This window comes from Pseudomonas sp. FW305-7 (assembly GCF_058786735.1).
In genome coordinates this window covers 34,519-54,719 of record NZ_JBYSZA010000036.1, presented here as the reverse complement: position 1 = coordinate 54,719, position 20,201 = coordinate 34,519, and the positions used below count along the sequence as shown (strand labels likewise).

The window sequence follows — 20,201 nt, the reverse complement described above, 5'->3', positions numbered from 1 at the left end:
GCGGTCAGGGCGGCGGTCATGGCGGCATCGCCGGGCCGGGCACCGGTACGCTGGGCGGCCAGGCTGGCAGCGGTGGCGTCGGCGGTTACGGTGGCGGTTACGACGCGACGCATATGGGCGGTCGCGGTGGCTCCACGACGGGCGGCGCCGGCGGGGTGGGCACGGCCGATTACAGCAACGGCGGCAATGGCGGCACGGCCAGTAACGGCACCATTTCCATTGGCGGCGGCGGTGGCGGTTCCGGCTGGGACAAGGTCGGCGGTGTCGGTGGTAATGCGGCCGGCGGCATTTACAACGCCTCCACCGGTACCCTGAAAATCGTCGGTACTTCGGTCATCAGCAACAACATCGGCGCGGGCGGCGGTGGTGGTGGCGGCAGCGGCCTGGGCAGCAACAATCTGAACGGCGGCGATGGCGGGCGAGGGGTCGGCGCGATCTGGAACCAGGGCGGCACGGTGCTGATCACCGCCGCCAACTTCAGCGCCATCAGCGGCAACGTTGCCGGCAGCGGCGCCGGCGGTACAGAACTCGGCGGCGGCGTCACCGGTTCTGTGCCGTTGGCCTTCGCGGCGATCTACAACAACGGTGGCACGCTCAACACAGCCTATGTGGAGCCGCCGACCGCAACCATCGTGATGGCCGACACGGCGCTGAAAATCGGCGAAACCTCGCTGGTGACCATCACCTTCAGCCGCGCAGTGAGCGGTTTCACCAACGCCGACCTGACGATTGCCAATGGCACGCTGACGGCGGTGAGCAGCAGCGACGGCGGCCTCACCTGGACCGCGACCTTCACCCCAACCAACAACATCACCGACAGCACCAACCTGATCACCCTCGACAACACTGGGGTAAATGCGATCAGCGACGGCGTGGCGGGCGTCGGTACGACCAGCTCCGTCAATTACGCGATCGATACCGCCCGGCCGACCGTGACCATTGTGATGGCCGATACGGCAATAAAGATCGGTGATACCTCGCTGGTGACTTTCACCTTCAGTGAAGCCGTGACCGGTTTCACCAACGCCGACCTGACTATCGCCAATGGCACGCTGACGGCAGTCAGCAGCAGCGACGGCGGCATTACCTGGACGGGGACGTTCACCCCGACCGCCAGCATCACCGACACCACCAACCTCATCACCCTGGACAACACCGGCATCGCTGACCTGGCGGGCAACGCCGGCAGCGGCACCACCGACTCGAACAATTACGCGATCGATACCGTACGGCCGACGGCGACCATTGTTGTTGCCGACACCAATCTGGCGGCAGGCGAAACCTCGGTGGTGACCATCACTTTCAGCGAAGCGGTGAGTGGTTTCACCATCGCCGATCTGACCGTGGCCAACGGCATCCTGAGCGGACTGAGCAGCAGCGATGGCGGCATTACCTGGACGGCCACGCTGACGCCAACCACAAGCGTCACCGACACCACCAACCTGATCACGCTGGACAACACCGGTGTCAATGATCTGGCCGGCAACGTCGGCAGCGGCACCACCAATTCCAACAACTACGCGATCGACACCGTGCGGCCGACGGCGACCATCGTCGTCGCCGACAACGCGCTGAAAATCGGCGAAACCTCGCTGGTGACCATTACCTTCAGCGAAGCGGTGAGCGGGTTCACCAACGCCGACCTGAGCATCGCCAACGGCACGTTGACGGCGGTCAGCAGCGGCGATGGCGGCATCACCTGGACGGCGACTTTCACGCCGACCGCGAGCGTCACCGATACGACCAACCTGATCACCCTGAACAACACCGGTATCAGCGATCTGAATGGTAATACCGGCAGCGGCACTACTGACTCCAACAACTACGCCATCGATACCGTGCGCCCGACCGCGACCATCGTTTTCGCTGACAACAGCCTGAAAATCGCTGAGACCTCGCTGGTGACCATCACCTTCAGCGAAGCGGTGAGCGGGTTCACCAACGCCGACCTGACCATTGCCAACGGCACGTTGACGGCGGTGAGCAGCAGCGACGGCGGTGTCACCTGGACCGCGACGTTCACGCCGAGCGCGAACATCACCGATGCCACCAACGTCATCACCCTCGACCAGACCGGCGTCGCCGACCTGGCGGGCAACGCCGGCACTGGCACCGTCGATTCCGGCAACTACGCCATCGACACCCAGCGCCCGACCGCCAACATCGTGGTGGCGGATGCCAGCCTGAGCGCTGGTGAAACGTCGTTGGTAACCATCACTTTCTCGGAAGCGGTGAGCGGTTTTACCAACGCCGATCTGACGATTCCCAACGGCACATTGACCGCCGTCAGCAGCAGCGACGGCGGGATTACCTGGACCGCGACGTACACGCCGACGGTGGGGATCAACGACGCAACCAACGTCATTACCCTGGCCAATACCGGCATTACCGACCTGGCCGGCAACGCCGGCAGCGGCACGACCAATTCCAACAACTACAGCATCGACACGGTGCTGCCGACAGCCACCGTGATCATTGCCGACACCTCACTGAAAATCGGTGAGACCTCGCTGGTGACTATCACTTTCTCTGAGGCGGTGACCGGTTTCACCAATGCCGACCTGACGATTGCCAACGGCACCCTGACGGCGGTGAGCAGCAGCGATGGCGGCGTCACCTGGACAGCGACTTTCACGCCAACCAGCAACATCACTGACGCCACCAACCTGATCACCCTCGACAACAGCGGCGTGCAAAACCTGTCAGGCAACGCCGGTAGCGGCACCACCGTTTCCAACAACTATGCCGTCGATACCGTACGGCCGACCGCGACCATCGTGGTCGCCGACACGGCGCTCGGCGTCGGCCAGACTTCGCTGGTGACCATCACCTTCAGCGAGGCGGTGAGCGGTTTCACCAACGCCGATCTGACCATCGCCAACGGTACGTTGAGCGCGGTCAGCAGCAGTGACGGCGGCATCACCTGGACGGCCACCTTCACGCCGTCTGCGGGAGTCACCGACACCAGCAACCTCATCACCCTGGACAACACCGGTATCGCCGACCTCGCTGGCAATGCTGGCAGCGGCACCACCGATTCCAACAACTACGCGGTCGACAGTCAGCGCCCGACCGCCACCATCCTGGTGGCGGATGCCAGCCTGAGCGCCGGTGAAACGTCGTTGGTAACCATCACTTTCTCGGAAGCGGTGAGCGGCTTTACCAACGCTGACCTGACGATTCCCAACGGCACATTGACCGCCGTCAGCAGCAGCGATGGCGGTATTACCTGGACCGCGACTTACACGCCGACGGCCGGAATCAATGACGCAACCAACGTCATTACCCTGGCCAATGCCGGCATCGCCGACCTGGCCGGTAACGCCGGCACCGGCGCCACCAATTCCGGCAACTTCACCATCGACACCGTAGTGCCGACGGCGACCGTGATCATTGCCGACCCCTCGCTGAAAATCGGCGAGACCTCGCTGGTGACCATCACCTTCAGCGAAGCAGTGACCGGCTTCACCAATGCCGACCTGACGATCGCCAACGGCACCCTGACGGCGGTGAGCAGCAGCGATGGCGGCATCACCTGGACGGCAACCTTCACGCCAACCAGCAACATCACCGACGCCACCAACCTGATCACCCTCGACAATTCCGGCGTGCAAAATCTGTCCGGCAACGCCGGCAGCGGCACCACCGATTCGAACAACTACGCCGTCGACACCGTGCGTCCGACCGCGACCATCGTGGTCGCCGACACGGCACTGGGTGTCGGTGAGACCTCGCTGGTGACCATCACCTTCAGCGAAGCGGTGAGCGGTTTCACCAACGCCGATCTGACCATCGCCAACGGTACGTTGAGCGCGGTCAGCAGCAGTGACGGCGGCATCACCTGGACGGCCACCTTCACGCCGTCTGCGGGAGTCACCGACACCAGCAACTTCATCACCCTGGACAACACCGGCATCGCCGATCTGGCGGGCAATACCGGCAGCGGCACCACCGATTCGAACAACTACGCGGTCGACAGTCAGCGTCCGACCGCCACGATCGTCATGAGTGATAGTGATGTGCGTCCCGGCGAATCCGCGCTCGTCACGATCACCTTCAGCGAAGCGGTCAGCGGCTTCGACAATAGCGACCTGAGCGTCGCCAACGGCACGCTGAGTAACGTTTCGTCGAGCGACGGCGGCATCACCTGGACGGCGACGTTTACCCCAACCATCGGCGTCAGCGATGCCACCAACCTGATCGTCCTGAACAACAGCGGTATCAGCGATCTGGCCGGCAACACCGGCACCGGTACCACCAACTCGGCCAACTACGCGGTGCAGACCGAAGTGCCGACCGCGACCATTGTCGTCGCGGATACCGCGCTCAAGGCCGGTGAAACTTCCACGGTGACCATCACTTTCAGTGAGGCCGTCAGCGGTTTCGACAATGCCGATCTGAGCATTGCCAATGGCACCCTGAGCAACGTCAGCAGCAGCGACGGCGGCGTGACCTGGACGGCGACGTTCACGCCAACCAGCAACATTACCGACACCAGCAATCTGATCACCCTCAACAATGCCGGCGTGACCAACGCCTCGGGCAACAGCGGTGTCGGCTCCACCGATTCGAACAACTTCGCCATCGACACGGCGCTGCCGACCGCCACTATCGTGGTCGCCGACAATCGCCTGGGCATCGGTGAAACCACCACGGTGGCCATCACCTTCAGCGAAGCGGTCAGCGGTTTTGACCTGTCGGACATCAGCGTTGCCAATGGTCTGCTGTCGAACCTGACCAGCAGCGACGGCGGCGTTACCTGGACCGCTACGCTGACGCCGACCGCCAACGTCAATGACGCGACCAACCTGATCATCCTCGACACCGCCGGCGTGCAGGACCTGGCCGGCAACATTGGAGCGAGCGTTGCGATTTCCAATAACTACGCGCTCGACGCTACGCGGCCAACCGTCAACATCGTGGTCGCCAATCCAAACCTGGGTATCGGCCAGACCACCACGGTGACCTTCACCTTCAGCGAGGCGGTGAGCAATTTCGACCTGTCCGACCTGAGCGTGACCAACGGCGATTTGAGCAACCTGAGCAGCAGCGACGGCGGCAAGACCTGGACCGCGACGTTCACCCCGACGGCCAGCGTGACCGATCCAAGCAATTTCATCGCGCTGGACACCAGTAATGTCACCGATCTGGCCGGCAACGTCGGCAGTACCGTCGCGGTGTCGAACAACTACGCGCTGGACAGCGAACGGCCGACCGCCACGGTCGTCATCGCCAACCCGAACATGGGCATCGGTCAGACCTCGCAGGTGACCATTACCTTCAACGAGGCAGTCAGCGGTTTCGATCTGTCAGACCTCGTGGTGGCGAACGGCACCTTGTCCAACCTGAGCAGCAGCGATGGCGGCAAAACCTGGACCGCAACCCTGACGCCGAACGCCAACGTCAACAGCGCCAGCAACGCGATCAGCGTCAACAGTGCCGGGGTCAGCGATGCGTCCGGGAACAGCGGCAGCGGAGTCAGCAGCTCCAATAACTACGCCATCAACACCGTGCCGGTGATCATTCCTCCAACCGTGCCGACCACGCCGACCAGCGTCGTCATTCCGGATCCGCTCATTCGCAGCAGCGACCTGGTGGTGCCAACACCGCCGCCTAACGTGCCGCTGCAACCGGTCATCTTCACTGCGCCAACCGGCGATCTCGGTTCACCGCTGACCTTCGCGCCGTTGTTCGAACAACGGGTGATCGGCAACGGCATTCGTCCGATTGGCGATATTTTCATCAATCACGGGGCCCTCAGCCGCAGCTTCATCGCGCAGGTGTTCAGCAGCAGTGACAGCGGCGGCGACGGTTCCGGCCACGGCTTCCTCGGCTTTGGTGGTGGCGATGGTGGCGTATTCGCCAGCAGCACGCTGGCGAGCCTGTTCAACCAGAACAGCGGTACCGAGCGTGATTCCTTGAACGCCTTCGGCAGCCAGTCGCTCAAGGCCGGCGATGTTTCCCAGGGCCTGCGCGGCGTATTTGGCGCACCGACGCTGGGGCAGCAACTGCAACAACTCAAAGACACCGAGCAGCAGCGGGTCGACAGCCTGGCGGCAGCTCTGCAACAGATCGGCATCAGCGAAATGTCGGCCTGAACAAACAACTACTCAACACTGTGCGGGACCTAGGGGCGATCCAGGGATGAAGACAAGTCAGAAGTTGTTCGGCGCCAGCCTGCTGGCGCTGGCGATCAGCGGATGTGCAGTGACCAGTGAACCGATTGAACGCAGCGTCAGCGCACAACGAGCCAGAACCGATCTGCAAAGCATGTACAAGGATCAGGAACCGCTGCGCGGCCCGTTGACCCTGCACCAGGCCATGGCCCGCGCGGTGAAATACAACCTCGAAGGTCGTTTGAAAATCATGGAGGAAGCGCTGGCCAAGCGGCAGCTCGACCTCGCCAGTTTCGACATGCTGCCGCGCATGGCACTGGATGCCGGGTACGTCGGGCGCAACAACGTCAACGCCTCCAGCAGCCAGAGCGTGCGTACCGGCACTCAGTCTCTGGAACCGTCGACCTCGCAGGATCGTGACCGCGAGGTTGCCGACCTGACCATGGTCTGGAACGTCCTCGACTTCGGCGTCAGCTACATCAGCGCCAAACAGCAGGGCGACCAGCGCCTGATCGTGCAGGAACGGCGGCGCAAAGTGATCAACACCATCGTCCAGGACGTGCGCTCGGCCTATTGGCGAGCAATGGCCGCCGAACGTCTGCTCAAGCAGATCGACAGCCTGATGGCGCGGGTGCAGACCGCCCGCGACAACAGCCAGACCCTGAGCGATCAACGCATTGGTGATCCGGTGCAATCGTTGAGTTATCAGCGTTCGCTGATCGAAGCCACCCGACAGCTGGAAGAACAGCGCCGCGCCTTGTCGCTGGCGAAAACCGAGCTGGCGACGCTGATCAATTTGCCACTGGGCACCAACCTGACCCTGGCTACTGATGACGGCTACCAGATTCCCGAGCTCAAGGTTGGTCTGGCCAAGCTTGAGCAAGAAGCCCTGACCAGCCGCCCGGAACTGCGCGAGCAGGATTACCAGACGCGCATCAGCGCCGCCGAAACCCGCAAAGCCATGTTGCGTCTGTTGCCGGGCCTGGAGTTTTCGGCGGGCGGGCATTACGACAGCAACTCCTTTCTGGTCGAGCAGGGCTGGGCCGACTACGGCGTCAAAGTCACCTGGAACCTGTTCAACGTGATCTCCGCGCCGGCGGCGATCAACGTCGCCAAGGCTGGGGAAGAAGTCGCCAGTGCGCGGCGTCAGGCGATGTCGATTGCGGTGCTGGCGCAGCTCTATGTGGCCAACGCCAACTATCAAGAAGCCTTGCGCCAGTTCAAGACCAACCAACAACTGTCCGACATTGACGGGCAAATCGTCGGCCAATTGCGCAATCGTCATCAGGCTGCCGGTATTGGTGAACTGGAGCTGATTCAGGGCGAGTTGAACAACTTGCAGGCGGATTTGCGTCGCGACCTGTCGTACGCCGATCTGCGCAATGCCTACGGCCAGATCTTCGCCAGCGCCGGCCTCGATCCGTTGCCGGATCAGGTGCAATCCACCGAAGTGCAGTCGATCGCCACCGCGCTGGCCAATCGCGAGTCGGCGTGGGCGGCGGGGGATATCTCGGTGCCGGCAGTCGCCCATGCCTCGGCGCAGTGATGTGCTGGCGCCGAGCGCCAGCATCAGCCGCACACAACTCGAAGCCCGCAACGGCCATCGAGGTGCGGCGATTCTGTTGACGGGGCTTCCGGCGGCGGGCAAATCGACGCTGGCGCAAGCGCTGCACGCTGAGTTGTTCGCGCGAGGTGTGCAGAGCGTGGTGCTCGACGGCGATGGTTTGCGCGTCGGCCTCAACCGCGATCTGGGCTTCACCGATGGGGATCGCCGGGAAAACATTCGCCGCGCCAGTGAACTGGCCGCTTTGCTGGTCGAAAATGGCCAGATCGTGATTCTGGCGATGATTGCGCCATTGGCAGAGTTACGCGAAGTGTTCGCTGAACGCTTGGGTGAGGACTATTGCGAGGTCTGGTGCAACGCCGCGTTGGCGGTGTGCGAGCAGCGTGATCCAAAAGGGCATTACGCCCGTGCGCGACGCGGTGAATTGCCGGGGTTTACCGGGGTGTCGGCACCGTACGAGCCACCGTTGCAGGCGTCTTTGGTGGTCGACACCGGGGTGCAATCGGTCGAGGCCTGCCTTGATCGCCTGCTGACCTGGCTCGGCGAGTGCTCGGTGTTGCCACACGCATGAGCCGTCCGGCGTTTTCACGTCTGCCGGTGACAGTGGATTTGCCGCTGTTGTTGCAAGCACTGGCGGCGATTGCCGATGACGCTTGGCACGGTCACTTCAATACAGATTACTTTTCGGGAGACTGGAGCGGCGTGGCGCTGATTTCGGCGGCTGATGCGCTGACCGAGTTGTCCCCCGGAAGCGGCGAGCCGCTGCGTCGCGCACCGTGGTTGCAGGATGATCGGTGGCGACAGGGGCTGCGCGATCTGCCATTGAAAATCGTCAGTGCACGCTTGTTGCGCCTTGGGCCGGGTGGCCGGATTCACGAACACCGCGATTACGATCTCGATGGCCCGGATGCCGATCGGCGTCTGCACATTCCCTTGCTCAGCCCGCCCGACGTGGACTTCTGGCTCGACGGCCAGCGCATCCCCATGAGGACGGGCGAGTGTTGGTTTCTCGATCTGGCGCGACCGCATCGGGTGGACAACCGTGATAGGTCGGCGCGGGTGCATCTGGTCCTCGACTGTCGGCCCGATGCGTGGCTGGAAGAGCGGATTGCTGAAGGCCTGGCGAGCACGCCTGAACCGCAGTTGGCAGAGACGACGTTGCAGAGTTTTCAACGGCTGGTCGCCAACGATACCTCGCTGGCGCTAGCCTTGCGGGAGCTGCACGATCCTGAACAGTTCATCAGCCGAACTCTGGAACTGGCTGCCGCACGAGGCTTGCCGTTCTCGCGTGAAGAACTTCGTGCGGCGATGCGCAACGGTCGTCGGCAATGGAATGAACAATGGAACGGCTGAACCTCGACGGCTGGTTGCCGATTGGTATCTGGCCGATTGCCGGGCAGTGGCAGGTGGATTGGTGCTGGTTCGGCGACAGGCCGCTGCATCAGCCGTTTTTCCGCGACGCGGTCGACGATGCACTGCGCCTGCCGTTCAATCAGGCTTTCCGTCGGCAGACGCCGCTGGCGGCGCTCAGCGACTGGCATGCGCAGAGTCCGGGTCTGGCGCCAAGCGCTTTCATTCTGCACGCCTCGCGCTGCGGCTCGACGCTGATCAGCCAGATGCTCGCCCGGCTCGACGATCACATCGTGATCTCCGAACCGCCGCCGCTCGATGCGTTGTTGCGCAGTGATCTGCCTGCGCCTGAGCGCCAGGCCGCAATCAATGGGTTACTTTCGGCATACGGGCAGCGCCGCCGAGGCGAAGAACAGCGACTGGTGATCAAACTGGATGCCTGGAACATCGGCGAATGGTCGCTGTTGCAGGAATGTTTCCCGCATACGCCGTGGCTGTTTGTGTATCGCGATCCATTGGAAATCGCCGTCTCTCATTTGCGTCGCCCGGGCATGCACATGGTGCCGGGCATGCTCGGTGACTGCGTGCTGGAGGATGGTTTGCCGTTCGCAGGTCGCGAGGATTTCATCGCCCGACGTTTGGGGCGGTTGCTTGAGGCCGGGTTGATCCACTGCCGCGACTCGGGTGGATTGCCGGTGAATTACAGCGAATTGCCAGAGGCAATGGCGGGGCGGTTGGCACGGTTTTTCCGCCTGGATGATGTACAGCGCCAGCAGGTGTTTGCGGCGGTGGATTTACACGCGAAGCAGCCGTCGCAACCCTTCGTTGCCGATGGTGAAGACAAGCGTCGTGAGGCCTCGGCGCTGTTGGAGGAGCGGGTGCGTTACTTTGCCCAGCGTTCGTTTTTGGATCTTGAGTTGCTGCGCAACGCTTGAAAGCGTTCTTTCGCTTTTCAGGATTTTCCCGACAAATCCGCCATGCCCTTGAGCAATTCAATCGGCAGTGGAAAGACAATCGTCGAACTCTTGTCCCCGGCAATCGAGCTCAGGGTCTGCATGTAGCGCAGTTGCATGGCGCCGGGCTGACGACCGAGCATTTCCGCGGCTTGCATGAGTTTTTCCGACGCTTGCAACTCGCCTTCGGCGTGGATCACTTTCGCTCGCCGTTCCCGTTCGGCTTCGGCCTGTTTGGCGATCGCCCGGACCATCGACTCGTTTAGGTCGACGTGTTTGATCTCGACATTGGCGACCTTGATGCCCCAGGCGTCAGTCTGCGCATCGAGCACTTGCTGGATGTCGATGTTCAGTTGCTCGCGCTCGGCCAGCAATTCGTCCAGTTCATGTTTGCCGAGCACCGCGCGCAATGTGGTCTGGGCCAGTTGGCTGGTGGCGGAAAGAAAATCCTCGACCTGAATGATCGCCTTCTGCGGATCGAGCACGCGGAAGTACAGCACCGCGTTGACCTTCACCGAAACGTTGTCGCGGGTGATCACGTCTTGCGGCGGCACATCCAGGACCACGGTGCGCAGGTCGACCCGGACCATTTGCTGCACCACCGGAATCAGCAGGATCAGCCCCGGGCCTTTGACCTGCCAGAAGCGTCCGAGCTGGAACACCACGCCGCGTTCGTATTCGCGCAGGATGCGGAACGTCGACCCGGCGAGGGCGATCACCAATAACAGCAGCGCAACAAAACCGATTTGCAGACCCATGATCACTCTCCGTGTTGAGCCGCGTCAGTCGCGGTGACTTTCAGCAATAAGCCTTTGCGCCCGACTACGCGCACCGATTGCCCGCTCTGCAGCGGTGTGGCGCTGAGGACCTGCCAATGTTCGCCCTGCAACTGCACCCAGCCGTTATGGGCATTCTCCGGCTGCACGCCGGTCACCGCTGTGACACTGCCAACCAGGCCGGCATCGCCACTGACGGCGTGGCGCGGTCGGGTTTTCAAGGCACGGATGATCAACGCAAGTAACAGCAGGGCGCTGATCAGGCCGAGGCCGATCATCATCGGCACCGGCAGTTCGGCATTGCCGAGGATCAGCGCGCCGATGACGAACATGATGATTCCGCCCAAACCGATCACGCCGTAATTGGGCAGCGCGGCCTCGGCGATCAGGAAAACGATGCCCAGCGTGATCAGCCAGAGGCCAACCGAGCTCATGGGCGGCAACGATGTCTCGGCAGCGAAGGCTGAGCCGCTTACCAGCAGAAACAGAAACAACGTACAACATCGGTTGTTCACGTGACCCTCCGGGAGAGTCATGGGGTGGTTCTTTGAGTCTAGTTGAGCGTTGCGCTGACTGAATCCTGATCAATGTGCGGATGTGTCCGGTGAGCGGATTTCCCTTCGCCCGCGGCCTGTCGAACTAGACTCAAGGACACAGGAACACACGTTCAGCGCAACACCGAGGTGCATCATGCGTATGGCCAAAAAGGTGCAAAGCAGCCTGACCCGGGCGCATTGCGAATTCGACATCGTCGCCCACCGACACTCGTCCAGCAGTCTGGAAACAGCGCGGGTTTCCGGGGTTCCGGCCGAACGGGTGGCGAAATCGGTGATCCTCGACGACCACCACGGGCATTACCTGATGGCCGTGCTGCCGGCCAGTCGGCATCTGGACTTGAGCAAGGTGCGCAGCAGCGGCGAATGGCAGCTGACCCGCGAAAGCAACCTGGCGCATATCTTCGATGACTGCGAACGTGGCGCGGTGCCGCCGTTGGGGGATTCCTACGGACTGGACATGGTCATCGACCCGTTGCTGACCCGGCAGAAAGACATCTACCTGGAAGCCGGCAATCACAATTACCTGCTGCACATGAGCATGCCGGAGTTCCTGAAAATGGTGCCGCATGCCGAGGTGCGGGAGTTGAGTCATTAGCTGTTGTGGCGTCAGTGCCGACGCCATCGCGGGCAAGCCACGCTCCCACAGGTTCTGAGGTGTACACACTTGTGTTCCCCTGAAAATCCTGTGGGAGCGGGCTTGCCCGCGATTGATCTTCCACACACAGATTTGTTGAAGGAGTTAAGCAATGGAAAGTCCGACCCACAGCCTCCCCTCCCTGTTCAAGCAACTCGGCCTGGAAAACGACCCGGTCAGCATCGAACAATTCATCGCCACCCATTCCCCGTTGAAACCTGAACTGCATTTGGCGGACGCGTTTTTCTGGTCGAAGAGTCAGGCGAATTTTTTGCGTGACGAGATTCTCGATGATGCCGATTGGGCGGAGGTGGTGGATCAGTTGAATGTGTTATTGCGTAAGGGCCGGCAGGGATGAAGGGCACTCTCGGCTGTCATGCTGGCCACCCGTTTGAGGTTAAAAATCGCTTCAACTTCATCGTTACCTACGATGCGCATCAATTGTTTCAAAACTTGACTGAATTTCCCCACCAATGCGATATTGATAGTTAGCAAACTAACAGTGTGCATTTCCCCGTGCCGAATTCCCTCGACGCTCTCCAGATGAACATCAGCAGTGCCATGGTGGTGGCCGCCAGGCATTGGCGGAAGATCTGCCAGACCACGCTGGTCAACTATGGAATTTCCGAAGCCTGCGCCGTGCCGTTGTTGATGATCGGCAGGCTCGGCGAGGGTGTGCGGCAGGTGCAGGTGGCGCAGGCGGCCGGGATGGAGAGTCCGTCGCTGGTGCGTCTGCTCGATCAGTTGTGCCATTCGGGCTACGTCTGCCGGACTGAAGATGCGCAGGATCGCCGCGCCAAATGCCTGAGCCTGACCGACACCGGGCGTGAACTGGTGCAAGCGGTGGAAATCGAGCTGGTGCGTCTGCGTCACGAAGTGCTCGAAGGCATCGATCAGAGTGATCTGGAGGCTACGCTTCGGGTACTGCGCGCATTTGAGGCGGCAAGTCCGCCAGTGGTGGTCAATTCTTGAACGGTTTTTTTACTGGCATTCCGCCGGCCCGGGACTGGTTCTACGGGGTCCGCACTTTTGCAGCGTCAATGCTGGCGCTGTACATCGCCATGCTTATGCAAATGCCACGTCCGTATTGGGCGATGGCCACGGTGTACATCGTCTCCAGCCCGTACCTCGGGCCGACCAGCTCCAAAGCCTTGTACCGCGCCATCGGCACCTTTCTTGGTGCGGCGGCCGCGGTTTTTTTCGTGCCGATGTTTGTCCAGAGCCCGTATGTGCTGGTGGTGGTAATTGCGCTGTGGACGGGGATTCTGCTGTTTCTCTCCTTGCATCTGCGCACGGCCAACAGCTACGCGCTGATGCTCGCCGGTTACACCCTGCCGCTGATTGCTTTGCCGACGGTGGATAACCCGCTGGCGGTGTGGGACGTGGCGGAAGCCCGTACCGAAGAGATTTTCCTCGGCATCGCCGTTGCCGCCGTGGTGGGCGCGATGTTCTGGCCGCGCCGACTGGCGCCAGTGTTCAACGATGCCGTGGGCAAATGGTTCGCCGACGCGACAACTTACAGCCTGAAATTCCTCAGCCGCGATGTGCAGCCCGAAGAGGTCACCGCACTGCGCATGGCCATGGTCGCCAATTTCAACAGCCTGGAATTGATGATCGGCCAGTTGCCCCACGAAGGCTCGCGGCCGCAAACCGTGCGCAACACCAAGGAACTGCGCGGGCGGATGATCCATCTGTTGCCGGTGATCGACGCTCTGGAAGATTCGCTTTACGCCCTTGAGCGACGCACGCCGGAGCTGGTGGAAAAATTCGCACCGCTGCTGGCCGCGACCCGTGAGTGGCTCGGCCACAAAGATGCCGACCTTGATCGCTGGCAAGCACTGAAAGATCAGCTCGAAGCCCTGCAACCGAGCGCCGAAGCGCTGGAAGATCGCAAGCAATTGCTGTTCTCCAATTCGATTTATCGTCTCGGCGAGTTCATCGATCTGTGGCAGGACTGTCGCAGTCTGCAGGATGCGATTCTCTGCGAGCGCCAGGACAGCTGGCGCGCGGTCTACCGCCATTGGCGCCTCGGTCGTCTGACACCATTTATCGACCGTGGCCTGATGCTGTATTCGGTGGCTTCGACGATTTTGGCAATCATCGTCGCCTCGACGCTGTGGATTCTGCTCGGCTGGCCGGACGGCGGCAGTGCGGTGATTCTGGCGGCGGTGGCGTGCAGCTTCTTCGCTTCGATGGACGACCCGGCGCCGCAGATCTACCGGTTCTTTTTCTGGACCGGGATGTCGGTGCTGTTCGCCAGTCTTTATCTGTTTCTGATTCTGCCGAACTTGCACGACTTCCCGATGCTGGTGCTGGCGTTTGCCATCCCGTTCATTTGCGTGGGTACGCTGACGGTGCAGCCGCGTTTCTATCTCGGCATGCTGCTGACGCTGGTCAACACCTCGTCGTTCATCAGCATTCAGGGCGCGTACGACGCGGACTTCTTTGCTTTTGTGAACTCCAACCTGGCCGGGCCCATGGGCTTGCTGTTCGCGTTTATCTGGACCTTGATTGCCCGTCCGTTCGGCGTCGAACTGGCTGCCAAACGCCTGACCCGTTTCAGTTGGAAGGACATCGTGCACATGACCGAGCCGGCCAACCTGGCCGAACATCGGCAGCTGGGCGTGCAGTTGCTTGATCGTCTGATGCAGCACCTGCCTCGGCTGGCGATGACCGGCCAGGACACCGGTATCGCCATGCGTGAAGTACGCGTCGGTTTGAACCTGCTCGACCTGCTCGCCTACACCCCGCGAGTGACCGGCACGCCGAACGTTTTGTTGCAGCAAGTGGTCAGTGAAGTCGGCGAGTATTTTCGCGCCTGCCTCAAGGCCGGCGAACGCTTGCCAGCGCCGGCCGCCTTGCTGATGACCATGGATCGCACCCGCCGCGCCCTCAACGGCCATGGCGATGAAGAAACCCGTCTACACCTGTTGCACGCCTTGAGCGGTTTGCGTCTGGCGTTGCTGCCCGGCGTTGAATTCGTCTCCAGCGCCGAGCCCGAAGAACCGCTGCCCGATGGAGCGCCCCTATGATCGGTGATCTGGACATCAGCGGCATTTTCCTGCCGACCCTGCTGGTGTTGATGGGCATCACTTATGTGCTGTTTTTGCTGGTGCATGGCGTGCTGACACGTCTGCACTTTTACCGTCTGGTCTGGCACCGGGCATTGTTCAACGTGGCCCTCTACGCCGTGCTGCTGTATGGCGTGGACTCACTCAGTCGATACCTGATGACATGAAAAAACCGTTTTTGACCATCGGTCGCGTGGTACTGACCCTGCTGATCGTGACTTTTGCCGTTGTCCTCGTCTGGCGCATGGTGATGTATTACATGTTCGCGCCGTGGACCCGCGACGGCCATATTCGCGCCGACATCATCCAGATCGCGCCGGACGTGTCCGGATTGATCCAGCAGGTTGAAGTGAAAGACAACCAGTTGATCAAGCGTGGCCAGGTGCTGTTCAGCATCGACCAGGACCGTTTCAAACTGGCCCTGCGTCAGGCCAAAGCGGCCGTCGCGGATCGCGAAGAAACCCTCGCCCAAGCGCAACGTGAAGCCAAGCGTAACCGTGGCCTCGGCAATCTCGTGCCGGCCGAGCAACTGGAAGAAAGCCAATCGAAAGTCGCCCGCGCGCAATCGGCGCTGGCCGAAGCGCTGGTGGCCGTGGACAGCGCCCAGCTCAACCTCGACCGCTCGGTGATCCGTAGTCCGGTGGACGGTTACGTCAACGACCGTGCGCCGCGCCCGCAGGAGTTCGTCACCGCCGGGCGCCCGGTGTTGTCGGTGGTTGACAGCAATTCGTTTCACATCGACGGTTATTTCGAAGAGACCAAACTCGACGGCATTCATGTCGGCCAGTCGGTGGATATCCGTGTGATCGGCGACCGCGCCAAACTGCGTGGGCATGTTGAAAGCATCGTCGCCGGTATCGAAGACCGTGACCGCAGCAGCGGCAGCAACTTGTTGCCCAACGTCAACCCGGCGTTCAGTTGGGTGCGCCTGGCGCAGCGGATTCCGGTGCGCATCGCTTTTGATGAAGTGCCGCATGACTTCCGCATGATTGCCGGGCGCACTGCCACAGTGTCGATCATCGACGACCAGCCAGTCGACAACCGCCAGCAGGAGCCCGGGCAATGAACAGGGCCCTGATGATCGCCGGGTTGGGTGTGATGCTCTCGGGCTGTCAGATGGTCGGGCCGGATTACCACGTGCCCGAGGACGCGGCGGTCCAGCGCAAAGACTTTCAGGGCGAGTTGGCGGTGGCCGGCAAACCGGTGGTGTCGGCGCCCGTGCCGGCGGATTGGTGGCGGTTGTACAAGGATCCGCGTCTGGATCAACTGGTGCAGCAGGCCATGGCTTCCAACACTGATTTGCGGGTGGCGGCGGCGAACCTGCAACGGGCTCGTGCTCAGGTCGATGAGGCCGAAGCGGCGGGCGGCTGGAGCGCGGGCGTAAAAATGGGCGCGCAGCGTTTGCAAGAGTCCGGTCAGGCCTTCTTGCTACCGGAAAAAGTCCCGGTCGATAACGTCGGCGACATCGGCATCAGCGCTTCCTATCAGTTCGATCTGTGGGGCACCTTGCAGCGCGGCATCGAAGGCGCCAAGGCCAATGCCGACGCGACTCAGGCGGCGGCGGACACCGCGCGCATCACCTTGGTGGCGGACGTGGTTCGCGCGTACACCCAGGTCTGCGCGGCGAATGAAGAGCGGGAAATCGCCGAGCACTCCCTCGACCTGCAATCGCAAAGCACCACGCTGATCCAGCGTCTGCGCGATGCCGGGCGTGGCGACGAAACCCAGGTCACCCGTTCGCAAACCCAATTCAAATCCCTGCGTGCGGATCTGCCGCGCTATGAAGCGGCGCGTCAGGCGGGGCTGTTCCGTCTGTCGATGCTGCTGGCGAAACCGGTCGATCAACTGCCGGCCGGCACCGCGACCTGCGCCGAACTACCGAAAATCGCGCAGTTGGTGCCCGTCGGTGACGGCGCTGCGCTGCTCAAGCGACGCCCTGATATTCGTCAGGCCGAACGACGTCTGGCGGCTTCGACCGCCGGGATTGGCGTCGCCACTGGCGAGTTGTACCCGGACATCAGCATCGGCGCGACCATCGGCACAGTCGGTCTCATCGACGACTTGGGTGATCCATCGACCAACCGCTGGGGTTTCGGCCCGTCGCTGAGCTGGAAAGTGCCGACCAACGGCGCCCGCGCGCGCATCCGCGAAGCCGAAGCGTCGACCCAAGGCGCATTGGCGCATTTCGATGGCGTGGTGCTCAACGCCATTCGCGAAACCCAGACCGGTCTCGCTCAGTACACCGCGTTGCTGCAACGTCGCGATGCCCTGGCCGATGCCGAGCAGTCGGCGAAACTCGCCGCAGACCAGACTCACCGCTTCTTCCAGGCGGGCCGCGAGTCGTTCCTCGCCGATCTGCAAGCGACCCGCACCTACACCGATGTCACCGCGCAACTGGCCGCCGCCAACACCCAGGTTGCCATGAGCCAGATCGATTTGTTCCTTGCTCTGGGCGGCGGTTGGGAAAGCGGACGAACGCAAGCTTCAAGCGCGAGCAAACCCTGACGCCGTAGCTATGCTTTGAAGTGTTGGAAGGGCGCCCTGAGCAAGGCGCCCTTTCAGCGCACATTGCTAGCGCTGGTCTAGGGGAAACCAATAATGAAAAACCCTTACGCTCTCGGCTTCTGGTGCGCCCTAGTAGCGCTGGTGCTGCTCTCGGCCACCTATTTCTACGGCATCATGCTGGCCCATCAGATCGACAAGGCGATGGTGTTCCTCGACAGCGCGACGGCGCTGATCGCGGTCATGGCCATCGTCGTGGTGGCGTGGGCCTCGGTTCAGGTGCAGCGCGTCAAGAAAAGACAACTTGAACAGGGCAAAACCCTGGTGCTGATCTGGGACACCAAAGTCGCCCTGCGTCGGGTCGAAACCGTGTTCGACCGGTATTTCTGGGGCAGCTACTGGCAGCCCGGGCGGACCTTCGCCGAAGTCATGGGCGAACTCACCGGCACGCCGCTGGAAAAAAGCCTCGAAGCGCTGAAGAAGCAGTGTCTGGAACTCGACAAGCAGATCGCCGACGAGGGCTGGCACTGGTTGAACAATGCCCGTGAATTGTCCGATGTCGCCACGGCCATGGCCCGCGAGCGCTATCAACTGGATTTCTGTGACCCGCGCGCTGATGGGCCGGGCGGGGCGGTGATCGATCGGGACTTTGAAGTGTTGGTGTATACCTGGACTGCCCGACTCAAGAGCTTTGATCATCAATTGGACGAGATCGAGGTTCAGTACTCCTGATTCCCGGCTAATCATCTGGCCTCATCGCTGGCAAGCCAGCTCCCACAAGGTTTTGTGGTGTTCACAGATTTTGTGTTCGCTACAAATCCCTGTGGGAGCTGGCTTGCCAGCGATGGCGTCCGCAAAAACAGCGAAACTCTTCCAGCCTGTCGACTGTCCACACTCCCCATAGACACTCTTTCACCTTTAAACATTGGGCCGCCGGGCGCGGCCAGTGCTAATCTCCACCGCTAATTCAGCGGAGTCGAGCCGCGACCCGGTCACGGGTTCAGGGAAGACGACCACACTCACAGCCACGGAAATCGATCAGGTCATTCATGAATAAATCAGCAGGCGTGCTTCTCGGAATTGTTGTTGCCATTGGTGCGATCAGCGCAGGCGGGGCCTGGTACACCGGGACCAAGATCGAAGGCGTACTGAACAACGCCGTCAGCAATGCCAACAAAGAGCTGCAAACCGCCATGGCCGGCTCCAACGGCACCGCGTCGCTGGAACTGGTGTCGCTGGAGCGTCACACCTTCACCAGCACCGCGCACTATCGCCTCAAGGGCGAAGGCGAAATGTTCGGTGACAAACCGGTCGAACTGCTGTTCGTCGACCACATCGAGCATGGCCCGCTGCCGTTCTCGCGGCTGGTCTCGCTGAAATGGTTGCCGGTCATGGCTACCAGCAACTATGAGCTGGAAAAGAACCCGGCCACCGAGAAGTGGTTTGCCGCCACCAAGGGCGCCGCGCCACTCAAAGGCGTGACCAGCATTGGCTACGACGAATCCACCACCAGCACCCTCGATCTGCTGCCGTTTGAAACCGCGCTGGATGAACAGTCGAGCCTGAAATTCTCCGGCCTGACGATGAACATCTCTGCTAGCGCCAAAGCGCAGAAGGTCAAGGCTGACGGTTACATGGACAACCTGAAGCTGGTGACCGTGGCCGAAGATCAGGCGCCGGTACAGATCGAACTCAACGGTCTGACGCTGGCCAGCAATCTCGCCAAGAGCAGCTACGGCTACTACACCGGCGAAAACACGCTGGTGCTGACCAACAGCAAAACCACCTTCGGCACCAAGCAATCGGTGCTTGGCGTGAAGAACTTCGAAATGAAGAACCTCACCGAAGAAAACGGCAGCAATGCTTCCGGTCGTGCTGACTACAAGATTGGCGAAGTCAGCCTCAACGACAAGAAAATCGGTTCGGCAAACATGGCCGTGAGCCTGAAGAACCTCGACATCCCGTCGACGATGTCGCTGATGCAGATCTACCAGACCAAATTGCAGCCGTATGAAAAGGCTGCCGCTGAAGCCGCCGCTCAAGGTTTGCCAGCACCCGAGCTGAACCTGACCGACGCGGAAAATGCCCAGGTCAAAGCCGATCTGCAAAAACTCCTCGCGGCCGGCCCGCAGATTGCCCTGGAAAACCTCTCGTTCAACACAGCCAACGGTGAGAGCAAGGCCAATCTGGTCATTGACCTGACCAAGCCGCAATCGATGGACTTGCCGCCGGATCAACTGGGCAAGCAACTGATCGCGCTGCTTGACCTGAATATCCAGGTGTCCAAGCCAATGCTGGTTGATCTGCTCAGCGTGCAGGCGCAACTGGATGGTCAGACCGACGCCAAAGCCATTGTCGACCAATCCAAAGAAGCGGCCGACATGTTCGCGGGCATGGCCGTTGGATCGCAAATGGCGGTCGTGGACGGCACCAACGTCGTGACCAAGCTGCATTACGCCGCCAATCAGGTGGAATTCAACGGCCAGAAAATGACCGTTGAGCAGTTCGTCGGTTTCCTGATGAGCAAGTTCGCAGGCGTCACGCAAGTGCAGTAATCCTGCGCTTTAAATAGCTACGCCCGGCCTCTGTCATTGCGCAGACGCCGGGCGTTTTGCTGTCTGGCGTATGGGTTTTCGCGGTGTTTCAGCCCAGCCGTTGTGACGAATCTGAACAATTAT

General features: G+C 61.3%; 16 protein-coding genes. 14 read left to right on the top strand and 2 right to left on the bottom strand.

Annotated elements, in window-relative coordinates:
- The 5 genes from AC3WMT_RS27915 to AC3WMT_RS27895 form a co-directional block, all read left to right on the top strand.
- The coding region (locus tag AC3WMT_RS27915; RefSeq protein WP_256583591.1) for an Ig-like domain-containing protein at positions 1 to 6,098 on the top strand (6,098 nt) is incomplete at its 5' end.
- Positions 6,099 to 6,144: 46 nt separating this feature from the next.
- The gene (locus tag AC3WMT_RS27910) at positions 6,145 to 7,662 is read left to right on the top strand and encodes a TolC family protein (protein ID WP_103306488.1); all 1,518 of its coding nucleotides are present in this window, start codon (positions 6,145 to 6,147) and stop codon (positions 7,660 to 7,662) included.
- On the top strand, positions 7,646 to 8,251 hold the full coding sequence (gene cysC / locus AC3WMT_RS27905; protein WP_103306489.1) for an adenylyl-sulfate kinase: 606 nt from the start codon (positions 7,646 to 7,648) through the stop codon (positions 8,249 to 8,251). The genes AC3WMT_RS27910 and cysC overlap by 17 nt, the downstream gene beginning before the upstream one ends.
- Positions 8,248 to 9,033 (top strand): aspartyl/asparaginyl beta-hydroxylase domain-containing protein, encoded by a 786-nt coding sequence (locus tag AC3WMT_RS27900; RefSeq protein WP_103306490.1) that lies wholly within the window; start codon positions 8,248 to 8,250, stop codon positions 9,031 to 9,033. Before cysC ends, AC3WMT_RS27900 begins: the two co-directional genes overlap by 4 nt.
- Positions 9,021 to 9,965, top strand: a complete 945-nt coding sequence (locus AC3WMT_RS27895; protein ID WP_103306491.1) for a sulfotransferase family protein — start codon at positions 9,021 to 9,023, stop codon at positions 9,963 to 9,965. The genes AC3WMT_RS27900 and AC3WMT_RS27895 overlap by 13 nt, the downstream gene beginning before the upstream one ends.
- A 17-nt stretch (positions 9,966 to 9,982) precedes the next feature.
- Here the strand turns inward: AC3WMT_RS27895 and AC3WMT_RS27890 are convergent, their stop codons facing one another.
- Together AC3WMT_RS27890 and AC3WMT_RS27885 are read right to left on the bottom strand one after the other, a co-directional pair.
- The gene (locus AC3WMT_RS27890) at positions 9,983 to 10,741 is read right to left on the bottom strand and encodes a slipin family protein (protein ID WP_003220464.1); all 759 of its coding nucleotides are present in this window, start codon (positions 10,739 to 10,741) and stop codon (positions 9,983 to 9,985) included.
- Between the two features lie 2 nt (positions 10,742 to 10,743).
- Complete coding sequence (locus AC3WMT_RS27885) at positions 10,744 to 11,274, bottom strand: NfeD family protein (RefSeq protein ID WP_256583592.1); 531 nt, start codon at positions 11,272 to 11,274, stop codon at positions 10,744 to 10,746.
- A 175-nt stretch (positions 11,275 to 11,449) separates the two neighbouring features.
- Between AC3WMT_RS27885 and AC3WMT_RS27880 the strand changes: the two genes are divergently transcribed.
- From AC3WMT_RS27880 to AC3WMT_RS27840, 9 genes are all read left to right on the top strand, one after another.
- Complete coding sequence (locus AC3WMT_RS27880) at positions 11,450 to 11,911, top strand: aminoacyl-tRNA deacylase (RefSeq protein WP_103306493.1); 462 nt, start codon at positions 11,450 to 11,452, stop codon at positions 11,909 to 11,911.
- 151 nt (positions 11,912 to 12,062) lie between these two features.
- A complete protein-coding gene (locus AC3WMT_RS27875) occupies positions 12,063 to 12,308 on the top strand; it encodes a DUF2789 domain-containing protein (protein ID WP_103306494.1) in 246 nt (81 codons plus the stop codon).
- Positions 12,309 to 12,493: 185 nt separating this feature from the next.
- A complete protein-coding gene (locus AC3WMT_RS27870; protein ID WP_103306495.1) occupies positions 12,494 to 12,922 on the top strand; it encodes a MarR family winged helix-turn-helix transcriptional regulator in 429 nt (142 codons plus the stop codon).
- Positions 12,919 to 14,982: an FUSC family protein gene (locus AC3WMT_RS27865; protein WP_492578033.1), complete on the top strand. Its 2,064-nt coding sequence runs from the start codon at positions 12,919 to 12,921 to the stop codon at positions 14,980 to 14,982. Before AC3WMT_RS27870 ends, AC3WMT_RS27865 begins: the two co-directional genes overlap by 4 nt.
- Positions 14,979 to 15,188 (top strand): DUF1656 domain-containing protein, encoded by a 210-nt coding sequence (locus AC3WMT_RS27860; protein WP_027611129.1) that lies wholly within the window; start codon positions 14,979 to 14,981, stop codon positions 15,186 to 15,188. The genes AC3WMT_RS27865 and AC3WMT_RS27860 overlap by 4 nt, the downstream gene beginning before the upstream one ends.
- Positions 15,185 to 16,087 carry an efflux RND transporter periplasmic adaptor subunit gene (locus tag AC3WMT_RS27855; protein WP_103306497.1) on the top strand — a complete coding sequence of 301 codons (903 nt, stop codon included), beginning with the start codon at positions 15,185 to 15,187 and terminating at the stop codon, positions 16,085 to 16,087. Before AC3WMT_RS27860 ends, AC3WMT_RS27855 begins: the two co-directional genes overlap by 4 nt.
- Entirely contained in the window at positions 16,084 to 17,526 is a 1,443-nt protein-coding gene (locus tag AC3WMT_RS27850; protein ID WP_103306498.1) for an efflux transporter outer membrane subunit, read from the top strand. The genes AC3WMT_RS27855 and AC3WMT_RS27850 overlap by 4 nt, the downstream gene beginning before the upstream one ends.
- Before the next feature lie 93 nt (positions 17,527 to 17,619).
- Positions 17,620 to 18,255 carry a hypothetical protein gene (locus AC3WMT_RS27845; RefSeq protein WP_047290746.1) on the top strand — a complete coding sequence of 212 codons (636 nt, stop codon included), beginning with the start codon at positions 17,620 to 17,622 and terminating at the stop codon, positions 18,253 to 18,255.
- Between the two features lie 317 nt (positions 18,256 to 18,572).
- Positions 18,573 to 20,078 (top strand): YdgA family protein, encoded by a 1,506-nt coding sequence (locus tag AC3WMT_RS27840; protein WP_103306499.1) that lies wholly within the window; start codon positions 18,573 to 18,575, stop codon positions 20,076 to 20,078.
- The last annotated feature ends 123 nt before the right edge of the window (positions 20,079 to 20,201 follow it).